This is a genomic window from Cryobacterium sp. TMT4-31 (assembly GCF_004403385.1).
Classification (GTDB): domain Bacteria; phylum Actinomycetota; class Actinomycetes; order Actinomycetales; family Microbacteriaceae; genus Cryobacterium; species Cryobacterium zongtaii.
Genome location: NZ_SOGI01000074.1, coordinates 89,296 through 107,859 on the forward strand (window position 1 = coordinate 89,296; position 18,564 = coordinate 107,859).

At 67.6% G+C, this 18,564-nt stretch carries 21 protein-coding genes; 12 read left to right on the plus strand and 9 right to left on the minus strand.

Going from position 1 to position 18,564, the window contains the following annotated elements; translation table 11 throughout:
• Positions 1-79 precede the first annotated feature (79 nt).
• From E3T19_RS18085 to E3T19_RS18100, 4 genes are all read left to right on the plus strand, one after another.
• Positions 80-574: a hypothetical protein gene (locus E3T19_RS18085; protein ID WP_133159859.1), complete on the plus strand. Its 495-nt coding sequence runs from the start codon at positions 80-82 to the stop codon at positions 572-574.
• Positions 574-1,608, plus strand: a complete 1,035-nt coding sequence (locus tag E3T19_RS18090; RefSeq protein ID WP_088455583.1) for a DUF6545 domain-containing protein — start codon at positions 574-576, stop codon at positions 1,606-1,608. Before E3T19_RS18085 ends, E3T19_RS18090 begins: the two co-directional genes overlap by 1 nt.
• On the plus strand, positions 1,586-2,056 hold the full coding sequence (locus E3T19_RS18095; RefSeq protein WP_088455584.1) for a hypothetical protein: 471 nt from the start codon (positions 1,586-1,588) through the stop codon (positions 2,054-2,056). Before E3T19_RS18090 ends, E3T19_RS18095 begins: the two co-directional genes overlap by 23 nt.
• A gap of 293 nt (positions 2,057-2,349) precedes the next feature.
• Positions 2,350-3,948, plus strand: a complete 1,599-nt coding sequence (locus E3T19_RS18100; RefSeq protein WP_134409506.1) for a cryptochrome/photolyase family protein — start codon at positions 2,350-2,352, stop codon at positions 3,946-3,948.
• A 42-nt stretch (positions 3,949-3,990) separates the two neighbouring features.
• On the opposite strand, the gene E3T19_RS18105 is transcribed toward E3T19_RS18100, so the two are convergent.
• The gene (locus E3T19_RS18105; RefSeq protein ID WP_134409507.1) at positions 3,991-4,416 is read right to left on the minus strand and encodes a VOC family protein; all 426 of its coding nucleotides are present in this window, start codon (positions 4,414-4,416) and stop codon (positions 3,991-3,993) included.
• A gap of 107 nt (positions 4,417-4,523) precedes the next feature.
• Between E3T19_RS18105 and E3T19_RS18110 the strand changes: the two genes are divergently transcribed.
• Both E3T19_RS18110 and E3T19_RS18115 read left to right on the plus strand, forming a co-directional pair.
• Positions 4,524-5,510, plus strand: a complete 987-nt coding sequence (locus E3T19_RS18110; RefSeq protein ID WP_134409508.1) for a YafY family protein — start codon at positions 4,524-4,526, stop codon at positions 5,508-5,510.
• Positions 5,511-5,594: 84 nt separating this feature from the next.
• Positions 5,595-6,260 (plus strand): hypothetical protein, encoded by a 666-nt coding sequence (locus E3T19_RS18115; RefSeq protein WP_134409509.1) that lies wholly within the window; start codon positions 5,595-5,597, stop codon positions 6,258-6,260.
• On the opposite strand, the gene E3T19_RS18120 is transcribed toward E3T19_RS18115, so the two are convergent.
• The 3 genes from E3T19_RS18120 to E3T19_RS18130 form a co-directional block, all read right to left on the minus strand.
• Complete coding sequence (locus E3T19_RS18120) at positions 6,257-6,856, minus strand: GNAT family N-acetyltransferase (RefSeq protein ID WP_134409510.1); 600 nt, start codon at positions 6,854-6,856, stop codon at positions 6,257-6,259. The genes E3T19_RS18115 and E3T19_RS18120 overlap by 4 nt on opposite strands.
• A gap of 164 nt (positions 6,857-7,020) precedes the next feature.
• Complete coding sequence (locus tag E3T19_RS18125; protein WP_134409511.1) at positions 7,021-8,031, minus strand: hypothetical protein; 1,011 nt, start codon at positions 8,029-8,031, stop codon at positions 7,021-7,023.
• A 235-nt stretch (positions 8,032-8,266) separates the two neighbouring features.
• The gene (locus tag E3T19_RS18130) at positions 8,267-9,145 is read right to left on the minus strand and encodes a LysR family transcriptional regulator (RefSeq protein ID WP_088455591.1); all 879 of its coding nucleotides are present in this window, start codon (positions 9,143-9,145) and stop codon (positions 8,267-8,269) included.
• Positions 9,146-9,286: 141 nt separating this feature from the next.
• Here E3T19_RS18130 and alsS point away from each other — a divergent pair, with 141 nt between their 5' ends.
• The 3 genes from alsS (at position 9,287) to E3T19_RS18145 (ending at position 12,381) form a co-directional block, all read left to right on the plus strand.
• Positions 9,287-11,017, plus strand: a complete 1,731-nt coding sequence (alsS, locus tag E3T19_RS18135; protein ID WP_134409512.1) for an acetolactate synthase AlsS — start codon at positions 9,287-9,289, stop codon at positions 11,015-11,017.
• A complete protein-coding gene (gene budA / locus E3T19_RS18140) occupies positions 11,014-11,745 on the plus strand; it encodes an acetolactate decarboxylase (RefSeq protein WP_240632405.1) in 732 nt (243 codons plus the stop codon). The genes alsS and budA overlap by 4 nt, the downstream gene beginning before the upstream one ends.
• A gap of 144 nt (positions 11,746-11,889) precedes the next feature.
• Entirely contained in the window at positions 11,890-12,381 is a 492-nt protein-coding gene (locus E3T19_RS18145; RefSeq protein ID WP_088455593.1) for a DUF1801 domain-containing protein, read from the plus strand.
• Between the two features lie 75 nt (positions 12,382-12,456).
• Here the strand turns inward: E3T19_RS18145 and E3T19_RS18150 are convergent, their stop codons facing one another.
• From E3T19_RS18150 to E3T19_RS18165, 4 genes are all read right to left on the minus strand, one after another.
• Entirely contained in the window at positions 12,457-13,086 is a 630-nt protein-coding gene (locus E3T19_RS18150; RefSeq protein ID WP_174776728.1) for an MBL fold metallo-hydrolase, read from the minus strand.
• Positions 13,086-14,180: an S-(hydroxymethyl)mycothiol dehydrogenase gene (locus tag E3T19_RS18155; protein WP_134409513.1), complete on the minus strand. Its 1,095-nt coding sequence runs from the start codon at positions 14,178-14,180 to the stop codon at positions 13,086-13,088. Before E3T19_RS18155 ends, E3T19_RS18150 begins: the two co-directional genes overlap by 1 nt.
• Positions 14,181-14,268: 88 nt before the next feature.
• Positions 14,269-15,297 carry a PHP domain-containing protein gene (locus E3T19_RS18160; protein WP_134409514.1) on the minus strand — a complete coding sequence of 343 codons (1,029 nt, stop codon included), beginning with the start codon at positions 15,295-15,297 and terminating at the stop codon, positions 14,269-14,271.
• 59 nt (positions 15,298-15,356) lie between these two features.
• Positions 15,357-15,677: a hypothetical protein gene (locus tag E3T19_RS18165; RefSeq protein ID WP_240632406.1), complete on the minus strand. Its 321-nt coding sequence runs from the start codon at positions 15,675-15,677 to the stop codon at positions 15,357-15,359.
• A 117-nt stretch (positions 15,678-15,794) separates the two neighbouring features.
• On the opposite strand from E3T19_RS18165, the gene E3T19_RS18170 reads away from it, so the two are divergent.
• Complete coding sequence (locus tag E3T19_RS18170; protein WP_088455596.1) at positions 15,795-16,388, plus strand: HhH-GPD-type base excision DNA repair protein; 594 nt, start codon at positions 15,795-15,797, stop codon at positions 16,386-16,388.
• Between the two features lie 12 nt (positions 16,389-16,400).
• Here the strand turns inward: E3T19_RS18170 and E3T19_RS18175 are convergent, their stop codons facing one another.
• Positions 16,401-17,246 carry an alpha/beta hydrolase gene (locus tag E3T19_RS18175; protein WP_088455597.1) on the minus strand — a complete coding sequence of 282 codons (846 nt, stop codon included), beginning with the start codon at positions 17,244-17,246 and terminating at the stop codon, positions 16,401-16,403.
• A gap of 163 nt (positions 17,247-17,409) precedes the next feature.
• On the opposite strand from E3T19_RS18175, the gene E3T19_RS18180 reads away from it, so the two are divergent.
• Positions 17,410-18,126 (plus strand): DUF2461 domain-containing protein, encoded by a 717-nt coding sequence (locus tag E3T19_RS18180; protein WP_088455598.1) that lies wholly within the window; start codon positions 17,410-17,412, stop codon positions 18,124-18,126.
• A 92-nt stretch (positions 18,127-18,218) separates the two neighbouring features.
• Positions 18,219-18,527, plus strand: a complete 309-nt coding sequence (locus E3T19_RS18185; protein ID WP_134409515.1) for a hypothetical protein — start codon at positions 18,219-18,221, stop codon at positions 18,525-18,527.
• The last annotated feature ends 37 nt before the right edge of the window (positions 18,528-18,564 follow it).

Genomic DNA, 18,564 nt, shown 5'->3' on the forward strand with positions numbered 1-18,564 from the left:
ACGGCAGTCATCCATGTCTCAGATGCGCTGGATCCGGCTCGGGGAGACGCAGCGGATCGACACGAGAATCGGATCCATAGTGAACTACGCAGCACGGCAACTACGCGCTCAGCAACTGGTGCAGGAGATAGACCTCCCACGCCCCCTGAACTCGGAAATCCTGCACCACCATATGGAGCAGATCCGCACGAAGAAGATCGTCGTAGTGCAGGCGCCTCAGGGAATGCTTGACAGTGGAATCTGCGCGCTCTGGCTCGAGGTGGCCGGTGAAGAATTCGAGCGGATCTACTGCGCGCCAACAGACTCGGCCGTCCACCGGCAGCAGTTCGTGAATCATGAGTTCGGTCACATGATCCTCAATCACAAGAAGATGATCATGCCGGCCGACAGGGTCGCGCTTCTCGCACCCCTCATCCCGATGAACGCCATTGTCGCGGCGCTGTCCCGAAACAGCTTCACCGATGAGGAAGAGGCAATGGCGGAGGCTATCGGGGACGAGCTTGCGATGATCCTTCGGAAGGACGCCTCACAAAGCAGGCGCGGAGCCGAGACCGGATTCGGGCAGGTTCTCTGATGTTCGCTCTGATCGAGTACGCGGTGCTCGCGGCTCTCTGGGGCACGACCCTGCTCCTCGTGCCGAGCGCGCTCCGCGGCAAACGGCGTCTGCTTTTCTGGTTCATGGTGGCCTTCGCGGTCACCATGTCGCTGATCACCGACGGCCCGTATGCATTCGTCGACGGACTCTTGGGCGGAGTCGACCTGACCTATTTCATCTTCCACGCGACAGCGATCGTCTGTGTGGCCCTGTTCGACTGCCTCATTCAGACGGCTGTCTCAAAGGACGGACTCACCTCAACCCGAAAGCGCTTTGCGTTGTGGGGAGTGACCGGACTCATCCTCGTTCAGGCTGCCCTCTTCTTCACCAGCGGCTGGGAGATTGACAACATCCAGTTCATCGGTCCTGGCAACTGGAGTCAGCTGGTCTACAGCTTCACGACCTGGATTGCGCTGATCGTCCTTGCGATCTCGACAATGGTCGCGTGCTCCACGGACTACAAACGCCAGTCGGACACAACGCTCAAGACGGCACTGGTGATCATCTTTGCCGGGTGCGCGGTCGTATCGCTCTACGTCGTCATTCAGATGGGTGTGGCGATCAACAGGGCGGCAGGTGGCACCCACGTCAGTGCGATAGTTGATTCCCTCTCTGTGGCTTGCCCGCTCCTTGCGCCCGTTCTGCTCTCGGTCGGTCTCGGTCTCCGTCTGCTGGTCGGAGTTTTCAGGAACCTGAGCGACGCAGGCACAAGCCGCTGGCTGCTGTGGAAGGTCACCCCGCTGTGGGAGCGGCTGCTGGCTGACCGACCTGAGCTCAGCATCGAAGCACCGACGTCACGGCTAGCGCTCTGTTTTCGGGGGAGCCACGCCTTGCACCTCCACCGCCGCTACGTCGAGGTTCGGGACTGTCTCCTTCTGCACCCCGACCAGTCACTCTCGGCTCGCGAAGTGAAGCTCATCCAGAGGATCGAACAGCATATTCGGCAGGCGTCAGATGCATCTCGCGGGACCACAAACGACTCGAGGACCGATGAGTACCAAAACGCCCAGTGAAGCGGGTGGGACAGGGACCCCACTGCCCACTCCACAACTGGAGCTTGCACGCAAGCTGAACCTGCTGCTCGACGTAGTGGTGGCCGAAGGAAACACCCCGTATACCTACCGCGAGATCGCCGCGGGTCTCAAAGCCAAGAAGGTTTCGCTCTCGAGGGCCCGATGGCAGTACATGGTCAGGGGGGAAGGCCCACTGGTCAGCGACGTCCTACTTCTCACCGAGATCGCAAATTTCTTCGGGATTGCACCCGAGTACCTGCTCGGGTCCGACGATGACCTGCCGGAGCGTATCGACTCTCAGTTGGAGTTGGTCCGCATGATCCGAGTCAAGCGAGTAATCAACTTCGCGGCCCGAACCCTCGGGGATACGTCACCAGAAGCACTTCGCGAGATCACGAAGCTTCTCGAGGACGGGTTGTCCGCCGGCTCAGACCTGACAGACGAATAGCACCAGCACCGTTCCGATAGAGGTAAGGTTAGACATGTCCAAGGGGGGACAAGGGCAGAGGTGCGCCGGGAGCCAGGGGACGGATTTTTGGGGGGCCGGCGCGCTTGTGACGGGTTTGAGGTGGATCACCTTCCATCCAAAAACGTCCCGCCGCGTGGGGGGACGCGGCGGGACGCACCGTGACCATCAGGGTGGGGGGACTCCTCAGGTCACGTACCAATTCTATGGGCGACCGCAGAAGCCTCTGGCCAAACTTCGTCGACGTCCAGCGCCCGCCGCTCTATCGTTGGGGTATGAGTTCCGGCCCGTCTGTGCGCCTCGTCCTGCCGCACCAGCTCTTCGCCCAGCACTTCGAGGCGGCCGGAGGGACCCTGTTCGTGCTCATCGAGCATGATCTACTCTTTCGCCAGTACCGGTTCCATTCCCACAAACTGGTCCTGCATCGTGCGTCGCTGGCCCGCTTCGCAGCCCGACTGCGCGAGCACGGGTACGAGGTTGTCGTTCTTCCAAGCGATACCGAGCGAAGCTCCCACGACCAACTGGCGGAGTGCATTCGGAAGCGCGAGCCGGCGCAGGTGACCTGGTTCGACGTTGTCGATGACTGGCTCGAGCAGGATCTGTTCGCCGGGCTCGCCGACGGCGGCTACCGGATGCGCCCGGGCGACGTGCTGGAGACGCCGAACTTCCTCACCGACCGGGTGCAGATCGATGACTGGTTCTCCCACAACGGCTCTCGCATGCAGGACTTCTACGTGTGGCAACGCCGCCGACTGGACATCCTGCTCGAGAACGGCAAGCCGGTCGGCGGGAAGTGGTCCTTCGACGTCGACAACCGCAAGAAGCTGCCGCGCGGGTACACGCCCCACCCCGTCGGCCGTTTCGCCGGCCATCCCGTGCTTCGGCGGGAGGGCGTCTTCGACTTCGACGCGCTGGTGGACGACCCGGACACGGTCGAGGTGCCGGCCGAGGTCGACGCAGCGATCGCCTGGGTCAGCGCCGAGTTCCCGAATGCCCCGGGTGACCCGCACCTGTTCGCCTGGCCGACCAGCGCAGACGAAGCCCGGGAGCACCTGCAGGAGTTCGTCCGTGACCGCCTGAACGACTTCGGCCCGTACGAGGACGCGATCTCCGCAACGAATCCGTTCATCAATCACGGCCTGCTGACCGGCGCGTTGAATGTCGGGCTGCTGGACCCGCGAGACGTCGTTGACGCGGTGCTCGAGGGCGCCGATCACGGCACTCCCCTCGCGTCCCTGGAGGGGTTCGTGCGGCAAATGATCGGCTGGCGGGAGTACATGCGCGCCACCTACCGAACCCGCGGTCGCGAAATGCGGACCTCGAACCGGCTCGACCACCAGAGGGCCCTTGGCGACGGGTGGTGGGATGCGACCACCGGTCTCGCTCCCGTGGATCTGGTCATCTCGCGGGTGCTCGACACCGGATATGCCCACCACATCGAGCGGCTGATGGTGCTCGGCAACGCGATGTCGCTGCTGCGCATCCACCCCGATGCGGTCTACGAATGGTTCATGGAGATGTTCATCGACGCCTACGACTGGGTGATGGTCCCCAACGTCTACGCGATGAGCCAATTCGCCGCGGGCGACGAGATCACCACCAAGCCCTATGTGTCTGGCAGCAACTACCTGCGAAAAATGTCAGACCTGCCCGCCGGCGAGTGGATGGCCGATTGGGACGGGTTGTACTGGACGTTCATCGACGACCATCGCGAGGTCTTCGCAGCGAACCCGCGCACGCGAATGGTCGTCTCCCTGCTGGGCAACATGGACCCGGGCACCTGGGACGGCCATCGGCGCCGCGCTCAGGCGCTGCTCGGCCTCGGGCACAACACGGCGTTGCTGAAGGCGATCGTCGGAGGGGCGTCCCGGTAGGGGCGGGGCGAGCGCATCCACCCGCCCCGCCGGTTGGTCAGATCAGGCCGCGTCCCACGCCACCTCCACATCCAGCACCCAGGTGACCCCGAAGCGGTCGGTGAGCATCCCGTACAGCGGTGACCACTGTGACGTCGCGAGGGGCTCGACGACGGTGGCGCCTTCGGCCAGCTTCTCCCAGTAGCCGGTGATCGCCGCCGCATCCGTGCCGCGGACGGAGACGAACACGGGGATCGTGCCCGGCGCGTAGGCCTTGGCGGACGGCACGTCGTACGCCATGATGCGGAAGCCGTCGTGGGAGGTGACCGAGCCGAAGAGGATCTGGTCGGCCTCGGCGGGGTCGGTCGCCCGGTGGGCATCCGCGTAACTGATGGCGACCAGCCGGCCACCGAAGACACTCTGATAGAACTCCAGAGCGGCTCGGGCATCGCCGCGGAAGTTGAGGTGAGTGGTCGTGTGAATGGTCATGTCTGCTCCTAGATTCGAGGGTGTTCGCCGGGCTCGTCCCGGATACCTGTCATGGTCACACCAGTAGAGGACAGATTCGGTCCTCTACTGCGCCTAGAGTGAAAAACATGACGTCGACTACTTCACGGCTGCTGCTGTTGCTCTCGCTTCTCCAAACCCGGCGGGACTGGCCCGGTGCCCTCCTCGCCGATCGGCTCGAGATCAGCCACCGCACGGTGCGCCGGGACGTCGACCGCCTGCGCGAGATGGGCTACAGCATCCATGCCATGAAGGGACCGGACGGCGGCTACAGGCTGGACGCCGGCACCGAACTGCCGCCGCTCCTGTTCGACGACGACCAGGTCATCGCCCTGACCGTGGCGCTGCAGGCCGCCACCGCGACCGGGGCCGGCATCGAAGAGGCCGCCGTGCGAGCGCTGACCACGATGCGGCAGGTGATGCCCGCCCGCCTGCGTCACCGTCTGGACGCCCTCACCTTCACGACCATCCCGACCCGCGCCGGGGACGCCGTCACCGACCCGGTGTCCCCGGCTGTGCTCATCGCACTGTCCACCGGCATCCGCGCCCGTGAGGTGCTCCGTTTCGACTACGCGAGCCGGCAACCCGGCGACACAGATCCGACGCCGACGCCGCCGCGCCGGGTCGAACCCCATCACCTCGTCACCTCCAGCGGGCGCTGGTATCTCGTCGCCTGGGACCTCGACCGGGGAGACTGGCGGATCTTCCGCGCCGATCGGGTTGCGCCGCGCGCACCCACCGGGCCCCGGTTCACCCCGCGTGAGCTTCCCGGGAAAAACGTGCGCGACTACGTTTCGGCCCGATTCACGGGATCGGAGCGGGCGAACAGTTGGCCCTGCCGGGGCACTGTGATCCTGGGGCTGCCCGCCACCGCGGTGCTGCCGTTCGCCGGCGACGGCATCCTCGAAGACCTCGGACCCGACCGCTGCCGCTACGAGGTCGGCTCCTGGTCGTGGGTGGCGCTGGCCGCATCGTTGGGCCGGTTCGACACCACCATCGAGGTCGTGGGCCCGCCCGAGCTTTCCGTGGCCTTCGGCCACCTCGCTGAGCGCTATGCCGTCACAGCTTCGGTATGAGGGCGCGGAGAAGTTCCCTGCGATCTGGTATTTCAGGAGGTCCTGGGAGTACGATACGGGGCATCGACATCCGGGGGGATACACATGAATAGCAGAGCATCGGTGGTCTACAGGCAGGGCACGATTGCGGCACTCGCCGTTGGCGTGCTGCTCGTAGCAGGATGTGCCGGCGAGTCCGCCGGCGAACAACCGGCCGGCGAGAAACCGGCAGCCGGGGCGGCATCCACCGCTCCCACCGAGACACCGGTGCCGTCTGCCACGCCGGCGCCGGCCGAGCCGAACCTGGATGATCCGAGCTCATGGCTCATCGACTACACAGCCATCGGACCGCTGACTCTGCACGGGCAGCTGGCCGACCAAGCCGCCTCGACGACGGCGTTCACCACCACGGTCCAGGATGGCTGCCCGTGGGTGACCGCCCTCGACAAGGCCGACTTCCCGAGCATCTGGCTCCCGGACCCGGCGGGCACCGGAGTCACGGACCAGATCGTGCTGCAGGCCTGGGGGTCTGAGGCCACGGTCGCCGCCAATTCGCCGCAGACCAGCGCGGGAATCGGAATCGGTGCCACCCTGGACCAGGTCACGGCCGCCTACCCTGACATCGAGCAAAACGACGGCACGTACGCCCCGTACTACTCCCTGCCCGACGGCAGCGGACACTGGATCAACTTCGCGTTGAGCTCCGCCGGGCTGGTGGACACCATCGTCGTACGCGACACTGCGCTCATGGACAGCGAGTACTGCGGCTAGCCGGAGCAGGCTGCCGGGGCGTCAGTCAGCATCAGCCGCATGAGGATGCGGGGGAACCCGCCGGCTACGGAGTCGGTGTCGGCCGCCTTTGTGAAGCCGGCGCGCTCGAACATGGTTCTGGTGCCGACGTAGGCCATGGTGAGGTCCACCCGCTGTCCGTCGTTGTCCACGGGGTAACTCTCGACGCAGGGTGCGCCGGATGCTCGTGCGTAGTCGACGGCGCCGGCGATCAGCGCCGGCGTGACGCCCTGTTTGCGGTACCCCGGGCGCACTCGGAGGCACCACAGCGACCACACCGGCAGGTCGTCCAGGTGCGGGATCTTGCGTGAGGTGGCGAACGGGTGCAGCTCGGATCGCGGGGCGATGCCGGCCCAGCCGGCTACCTCACCGTCGAGGTGGGCGAGCACACCGGGGGCGAGCTTCCGCGCGCAGAGCTCCCGCACCTTGTCGGCTCTGGCGGCGCCAGTGAGCGCGCGGTTCTGCTTCGAGTCCAGCCGCCAGGAGAGGCACCAGCAGACCGAGGATTCGGGCTTCTTCGGCGCGAACATGGTCGCCATCTCGTCGAAGTCGTGGGCCGGGCTCACGTCGATCGTCATCGTCGCCTCGTTCCTCGCTCCTCGTGTTGATGCTCAACGTGCATGCTCAGCGTGGACCCATCGTGGCACCGGCCACGGCGGCCGGGAAGAGCGGGCGAGGGCGTGGCAGTTGGGGGCGGAATGGGCGGGCGCCCACCGCGTGGCGACTCCGGGCGGACTCAGCTCTAGCGCAGGCTCGGGTCCAGCTCGGGCTCGATGGCGTCGATCTGCAGTGCTCCGTCGCCGGTGGACAGGGTCCATGCGGCGCTGATGTACTCTATCGCCGTCAGGTCGCCGGAGGCGAAGCCCACGTTGAAGCCGCCGACCAGCACGAGTCCTTCGTCGTCTGAACCGTCGAACAGGGTGGGTGCGCTCGCCCGCAGGCTGTCCTCGCTCAGGCTCGTGGTCCCGCGCTCGTCACGGATGGCCGCTTCCACGATGGCCGCATCGGTGGCGGCATAGTCGACGGTGACGGTCGTGCGGACCAGGAGCAGGGGAGTCTGTTGGTCCACGCTCAGGGTGCCGAAGATCTTGTCGACGCCGACGGCCGTGTTGGTGGCACGCGGACCGCCGTCCCTGGTGAGCGGCGACGGCAGACTCTGGGAAACGATGACCCCGGCCTCACTGAGCCCGAAGCTTGCCACCTGGGGTGTCAGGGCGGTGTGACCCGCAGGCGTGAACCACGGCGAGGCGCTCTCGAACCAGGCTGCGTCGGCGGTCGCGGAGTCGTCCAGGAGGGCAGAGTCCAGCCCTGCTTCCGTCACGTAGATGAGCGCCGCTCGCTGTGCGGTCTCGGCGTCTTCAATGGTGAAGCCGTACGTCGCCAGCGAGTCGAGATCGACGACCGCGGGGTCGAACTGGGCGCCGACTGACGCCGGGTCGAGTGTCGTGTGGCAGTAGCTGCCGGCGGCGTCCGTGACCTGTTCCTTGGCGATGACGTCGCCCCAGGGCCCCTGTCCGTCAGACTCTGGGCAGGCGCCGACGGCGGTGGGTGCCGGTGTGGCCGGGGCCGGGGCGGCACTGGACGGAGCCTCCGCGGCGGGCGCCGAACCGGCGCAGCCGGTGAGGACCAGGACCGCCGAGACGAGGAGCGCGCCCGCGGCCGCTCGGTACTGAGCGCGAGGGGGGCCCACCCTCAGCACACCGGAATTCTGCTGGTACGCGTTGTCCCCGGTCAGATGGCGAAAAGTTTTCATCGTTGTTCCCCCTTACGCGAAGTCTAGCGAGGGTGCGCGGCAGGGGCGGTCAGCCGGCCGGCAGGTCGTCCCAGTCCACGGGCACACCGCATCACACAGGTCACCACGAGTGGGCGAGCGCGGCGCAACTGTTGCCCGTGCGGACATCTGCGCCCGGTGCGCCGGGCGCAGATGTCCGCTTCGGGAACAGTTGGTGGGCCGGGTGGGGCGGGCATCGGTGGGCCGGGCGGCGGGGCTACTCGCCGGAGAGGGCCAGGTTGACGAAGGCGCGCACGGCCGCTGAGGCCCGGCGCTTGCGGGAGGCGGCGAGGTAGACGGTGAAGTCGGGCACGTGCGCCACTGGGATGCGGCGCACGTTGAGCGCATCGTGTGCGGCGAACTCGGGCAACAGCGCCACACCGAGGCCGTTGGTCACGTACTCGGCGGCGGTGCCGATGTCGGAGACCTCGATCATCACCCGCCGCTCCACCCCGGCGGCGACAAAGGCGTCGTCCACGATCTGCCGGCTCGCGTAGCCCGGCGGCAGGTCGATGAACTCCTCGTCGCCGACGTCGGCCAGGTCCACGCCGGCGGCTCCGGCCAGCGGATGCCCCGCGGGCACCACGAGGACCATTGGGGAGGACGCGATCGGCACCGCCGACAGCGTCGCTGGCACCGCTCCGCTGAGCGCCAGGAAGGCCAGGTCCAGCTCGCCGCTGGCCAGCTCGTCGACGAGATCGGCCGAGCCGCGCCGCGCCGCGCGCAGCCGCACCCCCACACCCGGGTGCCCGGTGCGGAAGAGCCCGAGCAGCCGGGGCACGTTCACGAGCGTCACCGACGTCATCAGGCCGATCACGATGGAGCCGGTGATGGCCTGGGTGGACTGCTGGGCGACATCCCGCACCTCGTTGACGGCGTCGAGGGCGCCGCGCACCTTGGGCAGCAGCAGTTCACCGGTAGAGGTGAGCCGGATCTGCCGGCGGCTGCGGTCGAACAGTTCCACGCCGAGCTCGCTCTCGAGCGAACGCACCCCGGCCGACACCGCGGACTGCGCGATGGTGAGCCGCTCGGCCGCCCGGGTGAAGTTGAGCTCGCCGGCGACGGCGCTGAAGAATTCAAGCTGCCTGAGATCCATGCCACCCATCCTCCCACGTCTCATCTGAGAAGCAGATGATTGGCATCCGGTATCGGCGTTGTTCTATATCGGTCGATCGGGCAGGCTGGAACGAGACGCTGGTTCACACCACGGCGTCACCCGCACTACAGGAGGCACGGCATGGCTCAGAATTCAACGGTCCCGGACGAGTCGGTCGACGGCACCGCCTTCGGCTCCGCAGCACTCGGCTCGCCCCGCCGGGCCGGCGACCGCGTCGTCGAATGCCTTGAGGCCTACGGCGTCAAGTGGATCTTCGGCGTCCCCGGTGCGAAGATCGACCCCGTCTACGACGCCCTCCTCGACGGCGGTCCGCAGCTGATCGTGGTGCGCCACGAACAGAACGCCGCCTTCATGGCCGCCGCCGTCGGCCGGCTCACCGGCGAACCCGGCGTCGTGCTGGTCACCAGCGGACCCGGCACCGCCAACCTCGCCACGGGCCTGCTCACCGCCACCACCGAGGGTGACCCCCTGGTCGCGATCTGCGGCGCAGTTTCCCGCGGAGACAGGCTCAAGCGCACCCACCAGTCGATGGATGCTGTCGGCATGCTTTCCGCCGTCACCAAGTCTGCCGGCGAGGTGAGCGTCGCCGACAACGTGCCGGAGGCCATCGCCAACGCGTTCCGCCAAGCCACCCAGGAGCCCAAGGGCGCCGCGGCCGTGGTGTTGCCCTACGACGTTCTCACCGACTCCACCACTGTGTCGATGACCACCCCGCACTGGGTCCCTCAGCTCGGCGCGGCCCCGGCCGCCAGCATCAGCCAGGCCGCCCAGCTGCTCAAGGAAGCCCAGTTCCCGGTGATCCTCGCCGGTGCCCGCGCCGGCTCCGACCGGGCCGTCGCCGCGCTGCACCGCCTGCTCGGCGCTGCCGCGCTGCCCGTCGTGGAGACCTTCCAGGCCGCCGGCGTGATCTCCCACGACCTGGAGGAGCACTACCTCGGCCGGGTCGGCCTGTTCCGCAACCAGCCCGGGGACGTTCTGCTGCACAAGGCCGACCTGATCCTGGCCATCGGCTACGACTTCGTCGAGTACGAACCCGCCAAATGGAACAAGGATCACCTGCGCCGCATCATCCACCTGGACGAGCTGTCGGCCGACCTTGACGACTATTACCGGCCCACCGTCGAACTGCGCGGTGACGTGGCCGAGACGATGGATGCGCTCGCCAGCCAGATCGATGGCCTCACCCTGTCGGCATCCGCCTCGGCGGTCGTCGCCACCGAGCGCGCCCGCCTGGCCGAGGCCGACCAGCCCGTCCATCGTGACGACGAGTCGGAGGGCGTGCACCCCGCCGAGCTGACCCTGGCGATGCGGGCCCTGCTGCCCGACGACACCACGGTGCTCTGCGATGTGGGTTCGCACTACATCTACATGGCCCGGCACTTCCGCACCTACCACCCGCGCACCCTGCTGTTCTCGAACGGCCAGCAAACTCTTGGTGTGGCACTGCCCTGGGCGATCGCCGCGACGCTGGTGCGCCCCGGCACCCCGGTGGTCTCGGTGTCCGGCGACGGCGGGTTCCTCTACTCCGCCATGGAGCTGGAGACCGCGGTGCGGCTCGGCTCCAAATTCACCCACATCATCTTCAACGACGGCACCTACGACATGGTCGCCTTCCAGCAGCAGGGCAAGTACGGCCGCACCTCCGGCGTGCAGCTCGGCGACTACGACGCCGTGAAGTACGCCGAGTCGTTCGGCGCCCACGGTTACCGGGTCACCCACCTCGACGACTTCGCCGCGGTGCTCGAGCAGGCCATGAACGACGACGGCCCGAGCATCATCGACGTGCGGGTGGACTACCGCAACAATCGCGATGAGCTGATGGCCGACCTGGAAAGTGACGTGCTGCTGTGACCAACATCACCGTGTCCAGGCACGAGATCTTCCAGACCAGCCTGATGAGCGCGCTGCTCGACGGTGTCTACGAGGGTGAGATGACGGTGCGCGACCTGCTCGGCCACGGCAGCTTCGGCATCGGCACGTTCAACGGCCTCGACGGGGAGATGCTCATCGTCGACGGCAAGTGCTATCAGCTGCGCGCCGACGGCGGGGTGACCAAGCCCGACCTGGGCGCGTACACCCCGTACGCCGTGGTGACGAACTTCGTGCCGCACATCGAGAGCCGGCTGCCCGACAATATCGTGCGCGCCGAGGCATCCGCGTTCATCGACCACATGACGGCATCCGAGAACTACATGTACGCGCTGCGTATCGACGGCGACTTCGAGTGGATCCGGATGCGCACCGTCGTGAAGCAGCAGAAGCCGTACCGGCCGATGGTGGAGGCGACCGACGAAGATGCCATCGTCGAGCTGCACAACGTGTCCGGCTCCCTGGTCGGCTTCCGCACCCCGCTCTACGAGCAGGGCATCGGCGTGCCCGGCTGCCACACCCACTTCATCACCGACGACCGCACCGGCGGTGGCCACGTGCTCGACTTCAAGCTCAAGAGCGGCAGCGCGGCGCTCTGCCTGGGCACCGACCTGCGCCTGCAGCTGCCGCTGACGGACGCGTTCCGCGACGCCAACCTGTCGCCGGACGACCTCGCCCGGCAGCTGGCCAAGACCGAGCAGCACGCCTGACTCGCGCGTCGCGGCGCCCGCCGGGGTCGCTCCAGAGGCCCCGGCGCAGGCGACGCGGTGGCGGGAATCGAACCCGCGTAGACAGCTTTGCAGGCTGCTCCCTGGCACCTGTCCCTGTCGGTGGCCCGGCGCTACCGTAGGGGCATGGCAACAGGAACCCCCGCCGACCGCACCGACCACCAGGCCGCCGACGACGAGGTGCGCGCCTTCGTCGACGCCGTCCCCGGCGCCACCCGGCGGCGGGATGCCGAGACCCTCTTGACGATGTTCGGGCGCATCACGGGGGAGCCGGCACGGTTGTGGTACTCGTCGATCATCGGCTTCGGTCAGTACCACTACAAGTACGAGAGCGGGCGGGAGGGCGACGCGGGCGCGGCGGGCTTCTCACCACGCAAGGCGTCGATGTCGATCTACTTTCCCGACGGACTGGGCACCTACACCGACGAGCTCGCTCGGCTCGGACCGCACAAGGCCGCACTGAGCTGCCTGTATGTCACCAACCTCGACAAGGTCGACCTGGACGTGCTCGAGCAGATGGTCACGACGTCGTATCGCGCGGTGACCGCAGGCGAGTACTTCGGGCACCGGGCTCGGGAGTCGGAGGGCGGCCGCGCCGACCCCCACCGGCCGGAGTAGCTTGCTCGCCGCGAGATGCCGAAAAATGCCCCTGAGGAGGTATCCAAGGGGCATTTCGCGGCAACTCGCGGGCCGTCAGTGGCCGCGCGCGATCCAGTCGGGCAGGTCGGGGGCCTCGGCGCCGATCGAGGTCGACTCGCCGTGGCCGGTGTTCACGACGGTCTGGGCGGGCAGGGTCAGCAGCTTCGTCGTGATCGACTCGATGATGGTCGGGAAGTCGCTGTACGACCGTCCGGTCGCGCCCGGCCCGCCGTGGAAGAGGGTGTCCCCGCTGAACAGCGTGTCGAACGCGGGCGCGTAGAAGCACACCGAGCCGGGGGAGTGACCCGGCGTGCGGATGACCTGCAGCTCGATCCCGGCCACCTCGATGGTGTCGCCGTCGGCGAGCTCGCGGTTCGGCGCGGCATCCGGGTAGACGACGTCCCAGAGCATGCGGTCGTCCGGATTCAGGTAGACCGGTGCGTCCGTGGCTGCAGCCACTGCACCGGCCGCGCCGATGTGGTCGTTGTGCGCGTGGGTGCTCAGGATGCCGAGCAGTCGGCGCTCGCCGACCGCCGCGAGGATCGCCTCGGCGTCATGGGCGGCGTCGATGACGACACACTCGGTGTCATCGCCGACGATCCAGACGTTGTTCTCCAACGCCCAGCTGCCGCCGTCCAGGTCGAAGGTGCCCTCGGTGACGAGGTGCTCGATGCGCGCGCCCATCAGAGCACCACCACCGAACGCAGCACGTCGCCGGACGCCATCTTGGCGAACGCCGCCTCGATCTGATCGATGCGGATGCGTTCGCTGACGAACTCCGCCAGCGGCAGACGTCCCTGCAGGTAGAGCTCGGTGAGCATCGGGAAGTCCCGCTCCGGCAGGCAATCGCCGTACCAGGAGGACTTCAGCGAGCCACCGCGGCCGAACACATCGGCAAGGGGGATCTCGAGCATCATCTCCGGTGTCGGCACGCCGACCAACACCACGGTGCCGGCAAGGTCGCGGGCGTAGAACGCCTGCCGCCAGGTCTCCGGGCGACCGACGGCGTCGATGACGACATCGGCGCCGAAGCCGCCGGTGAGCGCCTGCACGGCTGCGACCACGCCGTCTTCGTCGAGCCCTGCGGAGTCGATGGTGTGGGTGGCGCCGAACTCGGTGGCCTTGGCCAGCTTCTTGGCGTCACGGTCGATCGCGATGATGGTGCTCGCGCCGGCCAGCTTCGCGCCGACCACAGCGGCGTCGCCGACACCACCGCAACCGATCACGGCCACGGAATCGCCGGCGGCGACGTTGCCGGTGTTCATGGCGGCGCCGATGCCGGCCATGATGCCGCAGCCCAGCAGCCCGACCGCGGCGGGGTCGGCCTCCGGGTTGACCTTGGTGCACTGACGTTCGTGCACGAGGGTCTTCTCGGCGAACGCGCCGATACCCAGTGCCGGGCTGAGCTCGGTGCCATCGATCAGGGTCATCTTCTGGCTGGCGTTGAAGGTGTTGAAGCAGTACCAGGGTTCGGCGCGCTTGCAGGCCCGGCAGTCGCCGCAGACGGCCCGCCAGTTGAGCACCACGAAGTCGCCGACGGCCACGTGGGTGACGCCGGCGCCGATGATGCTCACCCGGCCGGCGGCCTCGTGGCCGAGCAGGAACGGGAAGTCGTCGCTGATGCCGCCCTCCTTGTAGTGGAAGTCGGTGTGACAGACTCCGCAGGTATCGATGTCGACGACGACCTCACCGGGTCCGGGGTCGGGGATGACGATGTCGGTGAGCTCCACGGGAGCCCCCTTCGAACGGGCGATCGCGCCTTGAACGGTGATGGGCATGGAGCTCCTCGTGAGTTGCCGGGGCAGCCGATGTGGCAGACCTCCAACCTAGCGAAGCATCCTGACCGGGCGCTGGCCAGCGGGTCGCTCAGCGGGTGGCTCGCGACCAGTCCAGCAGTTTCTCGACCGGCCAGGTGTTGACGATCCGCTCGGCGGGCACCCCGTTCGCCGCGGCGCGTTCGGCGCCGTAGGCCAGGAAGTCCAGGTGCCCGGGGGCATGGGCGTCGCTGTCGATGCTGAACAGACAGCCGGCCGCGAGGGCCTGAGCCATGAGGTCGTCCGGCGGGTCCTGGCGTTCCGGCCGGGAGTTGATCTCGACCGCCACGGCGTTCTCGGCGCACGCGGCGAACACCCGCTCGGCGTCGAAGCTCGACGGCGGCCGGGTGCCGCGCGACCCTGTCACGAGACGACCGGTGCAGTGGCCGAGCACGTTGGTGTGCGGGTTGCGGATGCCGGCGAGCATCCGCGGGGTCATGCTCAGCGAGTCGGCGCGCAGCTTGGAGTGCACGCTGGCGACGACGACATCCAGCCGGGCCAGCAGCGCCGGGTCCTGGTCGAGCTCGCCGTTCTCGAGGATGTCGACCTCGATGCCGCTGAGCAGCCTGACCGGGTCGGGCGAGGATCCCGCGTCTGCGTTGATGTCGGCGACCACACCGAGCTGCTGCATCAGCCGGTCCGCGGTCAGGCCGTGCGCGACCGTGAGGCTCGGCGAATGGTCGGTCAGCGTCAGGTACTCCCGGCCCAGCATCCGCGCCGTGATCACCATGAGTTCGATGGACGTGGTGCCGTCCGACCAGTCACTGTGCGTGTGCAGGTCGCCGCGAACCACCGCGAGCAGCTCGCGGCCGCCGGTGGCCACAGGGTCTGTGCCGCTCCGTCGCAGGTTGTCCAGGTAGTCGGGCAGGCCGTACAGCGACTGGGAGATCACCTCGGCCGTGCGGCCGCCGATACCCTTCATCGCCCGCAGCCGGCCGTCGTGCACCCGATCGGCGAGCTCCACCGGGTCGAGGTCGCTGATGAGCGAGGCGGCTCGTCGGAATGCCTGCACCTTGAAGTTCGGGGCGAGGCCTCGTTCCAGCCAGAAGGCGATCTCGCTGAGGGCATCCACGGCATCCATGCAGCCATGATCGGCCCGAACCGGCAGAAACGGGAGCCCGCCCGGCGACGAAACCGGAGTCAGACCACGTCGAAGTGGGCCACCGTGAGTTCGCGATCGATGAGGAAGGAGTCGTCCTGCGGATAGAAGACCGCCAGCTCGATGTCCTCGCCGGCGAAGGCGACGATATCGGCGTAAGCGCGCCAGAACGAGATCGTGCGCACCTCGCACCGACCGTCGCGCAGGTCGCGGAACACCATCGCGGCGCCGAGATTGCCCCGGGTGGACCTGTAATCGGCGAGCCCGGTGCGTTCCATGTAGGCCGTGTATGAGGCGCGGTCGGACGGTCTGATCCACCCGGTCCAACTGCGCATCACGCTGCCAGCGGGGATATCGAACATGACGGCTCCTGTCCGCCGGATTCGCGCCGGCACTCGCCATGCTGGCAGCGCGATCTGCCGCTGCCAACCCGAGTCGGCCGTCCAGCGAATCTGTGTCGACGGTGCGAGAATGCTCTGATGACGCTGCACATCACCGGCGATACCGCCGCAGACGCCCTACTCAGTGACGACCCGTTCGCGCTCCTGCTCGGCATGTTGCTCGATCAGCAGATCGCCATGGAGGCAGCCTTTGCGGGACCGGCGAAGATCCGGGACCGGATCGGCACCCTCGACCCGTCGGTGATCGCCGGATACAACCCTGATGAATTCGCCGCGATCTTCAAGCAGACCCCGGCCGTGCACCGTTTCCCGGGCTCCATGGCCACCCGGGTGCAGACGATAGCGGAGGTCGTCGCCCAAGACTGGAACGGTGACGCCGCCGCCATCTGGACCGCCCCCGGTTCCGACGGGGCCGCCCCCGACGGCACCGAGGTGCTGCGCCGCCTCAAGGCACTGCCCGGCTTCGGTGAGCAGAAGGCCAAGATTTTCCTGGCGCTGCTCGGCAAACGGCTCGGCGTCACCGCAGCCGGCTGGCGCGAAGCATCCGCCCCGTACGGCGAGGACGGCTCGCTGCGGTCGGTGGCCGACATCGTCGACCCGGAATCGCTCGCCAGGGTGCGCGAGAGCAAACGGGCCGCGAAGGCCGCCGCGAAGGAATCCGCGGGCAGGTAACAGGGCCAGCCGTCAGGCCAGCTCTGCACGACGGATGTGTGCGGTGCTGGCGTGCGTCACCGCCCAGTCCAGCGCGTAGTCGGCGACGGCCTCCCAGCCGGGTTCCCCGCAGGTCCAGTGCGACCGACCGGGAAACTCGTGGAACTGGGTCAGCGCCGCGGACTTGCGGTAGTGGTCGGCGTTGGACTTGTTCACCGACGCGGGCATGATGTGGTCCGCGCCGCCGGCGATGAACAGCAGCGGGGCCCGGTCGTCGAACGCGTAATCCACCCAGGTTTCTTGCTTGCCCGGCTTGAAGTTGGCGATCAACCCATATGCCCACACCCAGTTGCCCGGTGCGGGGATGTGGTAACGCTCGTACACGGCGTCGGAGTCTTCTCGGCTCAGCGTGTTGGCGAAGACGTAGTGGAACTGCTCTGCCGTGTACCCGACAGCCCGGTGGTAGTTGGCCGGGTTGTTGAGGATCGGGAAGAACGACCGGATCTGCGACGGCGGGGTGACCCGCACTCCCTCCGTCGGCGCCGAGTTGATGGCGACGGATGCCGCGCCCAACCCCCGGGCGGTGAGGAGCTGGGTGAGGGTGCCACCAAAGGAGTGGCCCATGAGTATCGGGGGAGTCTCGAGCGCGCCGATGACTGCAGCGAGGTGATCGACGGTCTCGGGCACGGTCAGGTCCGCGATGATCTCGGGGTTCTCGCGCAGGGCCTCGACCTCGATCTCGAAGCCCGGATAGGTGGGGGTGATCACCCGATAGCCCTTGGCCTCGTAGTAGGGAACCCAGAGTTCCCAGCTTCGGGGCGTCATCCAGAGCCCGTGGATGAGCACGATGGTGTCGGGGGATGCCGGTTCGCTGGTCATGATTGTCCCTTCGGGAGCCGATTGAGGTGGGGCCGGAGGTGCCAGATGGCGTAGATGGAGTGAATCTAGTCCGGTGTGCCGGGGCGTTCAAGGCGGCCCGCGCAAGAACGGGCTCGGAGATGGCCGCGAGACAATGGACTGACGTGATCGAAGGAGCGTGCAGGTGGGTCCCCATTTCAGCGAGCAGGCGTTCGACTTTCTCGAGGAGCTCGAACACCGCAACAACCGTGAGTGGTTCGAGGAGCACAAGGGCGTTTACGAGTTTGAGCTGAAGGCCCGGATGCTCGAGGTGATCGAGGCGATCAACCTGCAGTTGGCGGGGTTCGCGCCCGACTATCTGCGGCCGGCGCCGAAGGCGATGCTGCGGATCTACCGCGATGTGCGGTTCTCGAACGACAAGACCCCGTACAAGACCCATCTGGCGGCGAACTGGCCCCGGCAGGGCCTGGAGAAGGCCGGCGGCGCCGGATTCTTCCTGCAGGTGGGGGTGCACGGCGTGATGGTGGCCGCCGGCGCCTACTCTCCGGGCTCGCCCCAGTTGCACGCGATCCGCGAGTACCTGCTCGACCACCATGACCAGATGCGCAGCCTGCTCGCCGACGCGTCGCTGGCCAGGCTGGCGGAGCCGTTGGCCGGCCGGCCGCTCATTCGCGGCCCCAAGGGTTTTCCCGCCGAGCATCCGGCCGCCGACCTGCTTCGCGTGCGCAGCTGGGCACTGTTCGCACAGCTGCCCGGGGAGTCTGCCCTCACGGACGGCTTCGTCGATACCGTCGTCGAACGGTTCAGGGTGCTGGCGCCCCTGGTTGACTTTCTCAACATTCCGCTGGCCAGTGCCACCCCCCTGGAGCTGGAGGCGGCCGCCGGACGACGCCGCGGCTGATTGTCGCCCACCGGCGCATCGGATGCACGAGAATGGGAGCGATGAGTGGTCGCGGCCGATCTGGTCCAACGGACCCTCGAAGGAGCTCCACAGTGAACGATCCCCGCGCCAAGATGGACGGCAACCGCCTCCTCGCCATGGGCGCCCCCCAGGCGGACTGGACGAAGGCGCCCGGCCGGGTGCCCGGCTTCTGGGTTGCCCTGCTCGGGCTCGTCGTCGCCGTGGTGTACCCGGTCCCGGCCTTGATCATCGGCGCCGTCGGCCTCTACTTCACCATGCAGGCCTACAGGGTCATTCCCGCGGGAGCCAGAGGTCGAGGCCTCACCGTGGCGGCGCTGGCGCTGGCCGGAGCGACGCTCGCCGTCGTGGCGCTGCGGATCGTCCTCGCCCTGCTGCGCTGACCGCCCTGTTTCTGTGACCGCCCTGTTGCTGTGGCCG